Annotated in this window: 6 protein-coding genes; 5 read left to right on the top strand and 1 reads right to left on the bottom strand. The window is 26.6% G+C overall.

Translation table 11 applies throughout. The annotated features are described in order from the left end of the window. The 5 genes from NSA58_RS14655 to NSA58_RS14635 form a co-directional block, all read left to right on the top strand. Positions 1-1,128, top strand: a 1,128-nt coding sequence (locus tag NSA58_RS14655) for an ATP-binding protein (protein WP_257560628.1), incomplete at its 5' end; no start/stop codon positions are given. Positions 1,129-1,378: 250 nt separating this feature from the next. Then, positions 1,379-1,774, top strand: coding sequence for an RNA polymerase sigma factor (locus NSA58_RS14650; protein ID WP_074079918.1), 396 nt, complete (start codon positions 1,379-1,381; stop codon positions 1,772-1,774). A 122-nt stretch (positions 1,775-1,896) separates the two neighbouring features. Continuing rightward, positions 1,897-2,268: a hypothetical protein gene (locus NSA58_RS14645; RefSeq protein WP_139045037.1), complete on the top strand. Its 372-nt coding sequence runs from the start codon at positions 1,897-1,899 to the stop codon at positions 2,266-2,268. Positions 2,269-2,458: 190 nt separating this feature from the next. Further along, positions 2,459-3,061, top strand: a complete 603-nt coding sequence (locus tag NSA58_RS14640) for a TetR/AcrR family transcriptional regulator (RefSeq protein WP_074079919.1) — start codon at positions 2,459-2,461, stop codon at positions 3,059-3,061. Between the two features lie 16 nt (positions 3,062-3,077). Next, a complete protein-coding gene (locus tag NSA58_RS14635; protein WP_074429598.1) occupies positions 3,078-4,355 on the top strand; it encodes a cation:proton antiporter in 1,278 nt (425 codons plus the stop codon). A 61-nt stretch (positions 4,356-4,416) separates the two neighbouring features. On the opposite strand, the gene NSA58_RS14630 is transcribed toward NSA58_RS14635, so the two are convergent. Next, positions 4,417-5,809, bottom strand: a 1,393-nt coding sequence (locus NSA58_RS14630; RefSeq protein ID WP_257560627.1) for a sensor histidine kinase, incomplete at its 5' end; no start/stop codon positions are given.

The following is a 5,809-nucleotide window of genomic DNA, read 5'->3' as shown; positions in this document are numbered from 1 at the left end:
ATTAATAATCTAGAATTTAAATACAATGAAAATATCATTAGCATAAATTACTTTTTACCAAATTATAAAAATATAAAAGGTATACAATATCAATATAAATTAGAGGGGATAGATAAGTATTGGCACCTTACTAACAATAATGAAATAATCTATAATAATTTGTCCCCAGGTAAATATGAAATTAAAATAAAAGCAAGAAATAACACTGGTGTTATTAGTGGAGAAAGTAGCGTGAAGTTTACTATAAAACCACCAATTTGGCTAAGCAAAGGTGCTTATCTTGTATATTTTTTATTAATAATTCTATTCATATATACACAAAAACATAAGATAAAAAGGCTAGATAAATTAGTAAGCGAAAGAACCAAAGAGCTAAGTGACGAGATGGAAAAAAGCAATGAATTACTAAATAAAGTTATACAGTTAGAAAGAAATAAAAATAACTATTTTGTAAATTTATCTCATGAGCTTAGAACTCCTTTAAATGTAATATTTTCAACAGAGCAGCTGATTACAACTTTAAATAAAAAGGAATCTGGAATATCAAGGGAAAAAATAAACTATTATATGGAGATAGTGAGGAGAAATTCTCAGCGTCTTTTAAAATTAATAAATAATATTATTGATACAAATAAAGTGGAGCATGGAAATTATCAAATAGATATAAAAGAGGAAAATATCGTTTATATAGTAGAAGAGGCAGCATTAAGTTTAAAGGATTATATAGAAAATAAAAATATAGAACTTGTTATAGAACCTGATATGGAAGAAAAAATTATTCAATGTGATAAATATGAAATCGAAAGATGTATAGTCAACTTGATGAGTAATGCAGCTAAGTTTACTCCTAAGGGAGGACGTATCGATGTTCTTATAAAAGATTTAGGAAATCAAGTTGAAATAATTATTAAGGATACGGGCATTGGTATAGATGAAAAATATCATAGTTCTATATTCGATAGATTTAATCAGATTATAGATGAGAAGTCTGAAGCTAAGGGTGGTAGTGGGCTTGGTTTAACTATTACAAAACATATTATAGACTTGCACAATGGTGAAATATCTGTCTCTAGTGAAGTGAATAAAGGCAGCACTTTTAAGATTGTTTTAAAAGAAAAAATAAATTAAGAAATAAGGGTTATGTTACCATATATAATAATCGAGGATTGTTACAAGACTATATAAAGTAGGACTTTTTCGGAGTATAAAAAGTACATCAAATGATGTACTTTTTATTTTTTAATAAAAAAATTAGTGAAAAGGCACATAAAAAATAAAACCTTTTATAAATTTAAATCGTTATATAAATGAAAGTAGGGAGATATGTTGGCGCAAACTGATGAAAATCTAAAAGATACTAACAGGAAATGAAAGTGCAATGGAAATATTGGGAAAAAGGCATTATGACCTTGTATATAGTTATGTATATAGAACTACAAATGACTATGATATAGCCTACGACATAACACAAGATGTATTTATAAAGATGATGCAAAATATAGATAAATACAATTTAGAAGAGGGAAAATTTAAAAAATGGCTATTAAAAATAGCAGTAAATACAACAAAAGATAATTTTAAAAGTAAAACGTATAAGCAAAGAATTGAGAATTATAATATAGAAAATCATGAAATAGAAGATAAATCAAATGTTATTTATATAATCTCTAAAAAAGAGGAATCTATAAAAATAAAAGAAGCTGTTGAAAAGTTAACAAATCTTCAAAGGGAAGCAATATTTTTAAAGTACTATAACGATTTGAAAATAAAATAGTAAGTGGATTAATATTTATTATAATACACAGCATATATCTAATAAGTGCTTTAAGGTATGATTTTATAGGCTGGGACAAGCCTCTGGATTTATTTAAATATTATAGATATACACCTTTTGATATGAGAATAATTGATTTCTATATGGCAGAATTGGGGATTAGTTTTATTGGTTCAATATTATTTGCTTTAGTAACTATGCTGATATCTCTATTAGTAAAAAATAATATGATATCAATTTTATTAAGTTTAGGAATGTATCATATTCCAAAGTTTATTGGTGATCTTATCCCAATAGAGACTTTATCTAAAGTTTTTAAGGAAATAAACATAGCAGAAGCTATTAAAGTGGAAAATATGTTTGTATTCCCTAGTACTTACGATATTTTCGGAAACCCAACATTATATTCAACTGTATTAATAAGTTTAGTTCTTATATCTATACCGATTGTAATTTGTTTAATAAAATATTTTGGAAAAAGACAAGCTATATAGTTATTAATAAATAGATATATTAAAATAAAATTTATAAAGAAGAGTTATGGTGATTAGGAATCATTATGGCTCTTTTTCATTGTAAGGAATTTATATTGTTTGTTCTAATAAAATGCATATTGACCATGTGGTCTATTAATGATAAAATTTTAAATAACAGACCACATGGTCTATTTAAAGGAGTGAAAATATGAATGAAAAAGAAAAAAAATCTATAAACAATAAAGAAAAAATTATAAATGTAGCTCTTGAAGAATTCGTTTTAAATGGGTATAAGGCTGCATCAACAAATTCTATTTGTAAAAATGCACAAGTTTCAAAAGGACTACTATATCATTATTATAAATCGAAGGAAGTTCTTTACTTAAATGTATTACAACATGTAATTGATAAATTTAAAGAAAACATAACTATAGATATTTATGAAAATGATAAAAAAGGAACTGAATACATAAGTGAGTATTTTAATAGAAAGTTTAAATTCTTTAGTGAAAATCCACTATATTCAAAAATGATTACAAACACAATATTAGAGAATATGGAAAGTACAAGATCAATGATAAAAGAATTTGAGGATTATAACAATATGCTTATCTATGAGATTATAAAAAATGTAGATATTAATCCAAAATTTGATAAAGAAAAGGCATTTGAATTAATAATTATGATAGGTGAAAAATTAGAAGAAAAGCATATGAAGAATATTGATGTAGGCAAGGATGCGGTAATTGAAGATTTCAGAAAAGAGCACAAAATAATGATTGAGATGGTATTTGAGGGAATAGACAGGTAAAGGAGACAGTAGTATTATGTTTAAAGGAATTATATTACTAATTATATTTTTTGCAATAGCATTTTTAATGGGAAAATTAGTTTCAAAAATACAACTACCAGCAATACTTGGGTGGCTAATAGCAGGAATGATAATAGGACCACATGCACTCAACTGGATGAGTCAAAGTATGATGGATACTGGATGGTTTCATATACTATGTAATATAGGTGAAATACTAGTAGGTATGTTAATAGGTAATGAATTAATATTAAAAGAACTTAAAAAGTCAGGAAAACAAATAGTTACAATATGTATGTTTGAAGGAATGATGGCATTTATAATAGTTACAATAGCTTTCTTTGTTTTTGCAGACATTCCACTTTCAATAGCTTTTGTATTTGGAGCTATAGCACTAGCAACAGCACCTGCTCCTTCTTTATCTATAGTTAAGGAATATAATGCAAACGGACCTGTTGCCAAAACACTAATACCACTTGCAGCTCTTGATGATATATTAGCTGTTCTTGTATTTTTTATTGTGATTGGATTAGTTTCAGGTGCAATGACAGGAGAGGAAATGAAGATACTGCCTATAATTATGATGATTATAGTGCCATTAGCAATAGGTGCAGTTGTAGGTATTATAGGAGTTAAGGTATTGAAGAAAGAGTGTTCTAAAATAATGACTATTTTAAAAGCAGTATTATTAATAGCAATTACGGTTATTATGGGTAAATATATAAATGATAATATTATACAAGTTAATTTATTATTATCAGGGATATCACTTGCTGCCATTATATCTAACATGATAGAAGAAGAAAGATTACATAAAATATTTGATGCAATAAACCCTATAATAGGTGCAGCACTAATAATAATGATTCTTAATTTAGGAGCGCCTCTTGATTATAATCTAATATTAGGTGCAGGAATGTTAACAGCAATATATATTATAGCTAGAGCAGTAGGAAAAATACTAGGAGCATATATTGGAGGTAAGTTATCAAAAGCAGATAACAATGTTTGTAAATATTTGGGTCTGACACTTTTGCCTCATTCGGGTGTATCACTTTTATTTACAGGAATTGCAGTAAGTACATTGACACCTTTTGTTCCACAATACGCAACTATGATACAAGGGACTATTGCAGCTGCAGCTGTTATAAATGAAATTATATCTGTATTTTTAGCTAAACAAGGATTTAAAATGGCTGGAGAAATAGAAGGCAGTGAAAAATTAAATAAAGTAAGCTCGCCAGCAATAAAAGATGTGGCTGAAGTAGCTTTAGAAAAAGAAAAAACAAAATAATAAAATAAAAGGCATTAGCATAAAAGATTATGTTGATGCCTTTTGTTTTTAGTGTAAAAAATTACACCAGTACTTCATATATATCTGACAATTCCAATTCAGTATTATAATCATTAATATCAAATATATTACACTCATCAGGATTATCACCTATTTGAGGTAGGATTATTTTAAATATAGTCCCTACACCAATTTTACTTTCTACACTTATGTGACCTTCATGTAGATCTATGATGGACTTTACAATACTTAGACCTATTCCGCTACCCTCACTTTTTCTAGTGAGTGATTTGTCACATTGCATAAATCTTTTAAAAATATGTTCAATATCATTTTTAGAAATACCTTTGCCTTCGTCTTCAATATGTATATCAATATAGTCATCATGACCAAATACATTTACATAGATGTTTTTGTTTTCATCTGTAAATTTTATGGCATTGGATAGTAAATTAAGTACAACTCTTTCAATCATATTACAATCACATTTTGATATAAACTCCTCACAACTTGTATCAAAGTGAATATTAATGGATTTTTGCTCAGCGTAATTTTTCACAGATAAAGTAACATCTTCAATAATGGAAATTAGATTGTAATATTGGAAATCTCCTTTTAATATCCCTGTTTCCATCTTTGAAATATCTATTACGTTATTAACCAATCTTAACATTCTTTTACAGTTAAGATGTAAAGATTTTGTATACTTTTTGTATACATTTGCAAATCTAGACTCGTTTTGTATACAAAACTTATCTAAAAGTTGAACTGTAGAATAAAAAATGTGTATAGGTGTTCTTAGTTCATGAGAAAGATTTGAAATAAATTCTGTTTGTTCTCTGTTATAAACTTTCAGCCTTTCAAGTTCTAACTCTTTATTAATTATATCTGAAATATCCATGTAGCTCACGGATATTAGGCTATTTTTATCCATAGGATTGATAAGTTGTACAGAATAGTCAATATATAAATCTTCATTAGCACTTTTAAGTACGCCTCTCCATTGACCATATTTATATAGGTCACTTTTAATTTTATCTATTTCACTAGTAGGCCTAAATCTTCTGTATGGAGCTTTTAAAACTTCGTTATAGTTTTTATCAAATTTAAACTGCGATGGAGAATCATGATTTTTGAATTTTTCATTGGCGTATACAACATTTCCTTCATTATCACAAATCAATAAAGAAGTATGTTTGTTATTATCGCTTAAATCATAGAAAACCTTTAGTTTTTTATTTAATCTTTTTACACGGTTTACATATAATAATAATTCTATAAAAGAGCCTGATATAATAATTAATAAAACAAGATATCCTAAGGATGACATAATTATTAATTGATAAAGTTTTGAAATATTAATGTTCATTATGATATATATTGTTTTTATTGTTAATATAAACATACTTGAACTTATGACAAAATATAAATACTCATTTTCCTTAAAACCTATT

The sequence above is a fragment of the Terrisporobacter muris genome, from assembly GCF_024621905.1.
Classification (GTDB): Bacteria; Bacillota; Clostridia; order Peptostreptococcales; family Peptostreptococcaceae; genus Terrisporobacter; species Terrisporobacter muris.
Note: the sequence above shows the minus strand (reverse complement) of the source record. Positions and strands in the feature narration are given on the sequence as shown.

Coding starts and splice junctions, on each gene's coding strand:
- NSA58_RS14650 (WP_074079918.1), top strand. CDS start 1,379: ATGGAAATATTGGGAAAAAGGCATTATGACCTTGTATATAGTTATGTA.
- NSA58_RS14645 (WP_139045037.1), top strand. CDS start 1,897: ATGAGAATAATTGATTTCTATATGGCAGAATTGGGGATTAGTTTTATT.
- NSA58_RS14635 (WP_074429598.1), top strand. CDS start 3,078: ATGTTTAAAGGAATTATATTACTAATTATATTTTTTGCAATAGCATTT.
- NSA58_RS14640 (WP_074079919.1), top strand. CDS start 2,459: ATGAATGAAAAAGAAAAAAAATCTATAAACAATAAAGAAAAAATTATA.